Origin of the sequence: Okeania sp. SIO2B9, from assembly GCF_010672505.1 — a bacterium.
In the GTDB taxonomy this organism is placed as follows: domain Bacteria; phylum Cyanobacteriota; class Cyanobacteriia; order Cyanobacteriales; family Microcoleaceae; genus Okeania; species Okeania hirsuta.
The window spans coordinates 1-1,891 of record NZ_JAAHGK010001398.1 but is presented as its reverse complement, the minus strand read 5'-3'; the positions used below and the strand labels follow the sequence as shown (position 1 = coordinate 1,891).

Here is a 1,891-nt window from a genome sequence, read left to right as displayed (position 1 = left end):
AGGAATAGGAAAAAATTTGCACTCAAATTTAATTAATTTTACCTAGATGCGATGCCTCTTTTTAGACTTCCTATACTTACGAGAAAAAGTCGATCTAGCAGTATTTTTTGAAATTGGTATAATGGCAAAAGAATAAAAAATTTACATCACTAATATCTAGGAGGCTAAAATGAACAATAGTGCATTTAATTTAGCTAGGGAAAAAAGTGAAAAAATTACTTCTTCTTTAAGAGATATTTCTGTTCTGATGGGAGAAAGAAATGAAAAGTCTGTAACTTTAGAAACTGGTGTAACTATAATACCGGCTTTGGGTTGCTCTGGAGATGCTAATATTTTAGTTCAAAGGGCTAATGAAATTGAACAAGGAATTTTTAATGTGCTTGTTCTTGGCGAGTTTAAGAATGGTAAAAGTACTCTGCTGAATGCCATGTTAGGGGAAGAAGTATTGCCATCAGATTTTCTTCCTTGTACCGCAATTATTACAAAGATAGTTTATGGAAATAGTGATGAGGTAGCTATATATAATTCTGGTCAAAATTATCCTGATATTTTCAGCATGAAAGACTTCAACGAGTATTTTAAACTTAAAGATGAGGATGAGGAAAATATAGCTCAGGCAGGTTATGTTGAGAGATTTAGTAAGATTGAATATGCTCAAATAGAACATCATAATCGTCTCTGTAATAATGGGGTAATATTAATAGATTCACCAGGGTTAAAAGAAGATGCAGCTCGAACAAAAATGGCACATAATTTTTTGAAATAGTCACAAGCTATCATATTTGTTCTGAGAGCAGATAAGCTTTTAGGTGAAGATGAAAAAGATTTTTTTGAAAGCTATTTTCAACCAGGTCAGGTCAATAATGTTTTTATTGTTGTTAGTTTTATTGACCGAGCTAAAGAACAAGGACAACAAACGGTTGATAAGGTAAAAAGAAGAACAAAAAATTTCTTTGAAGATTATTATATAGATCGAGAAGGTGATTTTGATAGAGATTTTTACAACCGTCGAGTTTTCTTTGTTAATGCTTTAGGAGCGCTAGAGGTACGCAGAGGAATAGCAGATAAAGCTATTTTAAATTCATCTGGAGTTCTTGAGTTGGAGGAAGAGTTAGAAAAGTTCCTAGCAAGTCCGGAAAAGGTTACAGCTACTTTTGACTCAACTGTAGAATTATTAAGTTTAATTGTTTCTAATTCTCACGAACAAATTAATCAAGAAAAGCTCACTCTAGACCAACCTCTTAACGAGTTAGAAGAGCGACGCAAGCAAACAGAGGAACAACTACTGGAATTAGAAAAGGATAAAAGGGATATTGAAAAAACTATCTTTTTTTACCGTGACAAGATTAAGGAAAAACTCCTGGATGATTTAATTGGATATACTCAAGAAATTAAAGAAACTTGGCAACAAGACTCCCGTAAATTAATAGATATTAAGCCACTTTCTAACATCAAAGATATTCTTTTAAGTGTGCTTAGTGAAAAATCAAAAACTAAAATAAGAAACCATATTAAAGAAGCTTGTACACCGTACATAGAATCTAAGCTGAAACAGTGGGAAACACGAATCCCAATTTTAATTGAGGAAGACATACATGAAATGCAAAAAAAACTAGATAATCAATTATCTGATTTTCAACTTAAAGTCGATAAAATTAAAAGATTGTTTACGTTTGGAAGAGCAGAAGAAGCTTTTACTCCTGAAGAGAAAAAAGTTCAGAAAATTATTCAAGCTATACTTGGTGGACTTACCCTCGATCCTAGTCAAGTTACAGGTGCCCTGATGGGTAAGGGAGACTGGTTAAGTTTTCTTGGTAGACGTCTTCAAGAAATAGTTCTAGTAATTCTTGTCATTAATGTGTTCGCTATTAATAATCCTGTGGCGATGTTG

General features: G+C 32.7%; 2 protein-coding genes. Both read left to right on the top strand.

Features of this window, described 5'->3' with window-relative positions; all coding sequences use genetic code 11:
* Positions 1 to 169 precede the first annotated feature (169 nt).
* On the top strand, positions 170 to 766 hold the full coding sequence (locus F6K13_RS31125) for a dynamin family protein (protein ID WP_287289571.1): 597 nt from the start codon (positions 170 to 172) through the stop codon (positions 764 to 766).
* A gap of 9 nt (positions 767 to 775) precedes the next feature.
* Positions 776 to 1,891, top strand: a 1,116-nt coding sequence (locus F6K13_RS31120) for a hypothetical protein (RefSeq protein ID WP_353735743.1), incomplete at its 3' end; no start/stop codon positions are given.

Bases quoted from the DNA above. Each gene is read 5' to 3' on its own strand.
- F6K13_RS31125 (WP_287289571.1), top strand. From the start codon at position 170: ATGAACAATAGTGCATTTAATTTAGCTAGGGAAAAAAGTGAAAAAATT.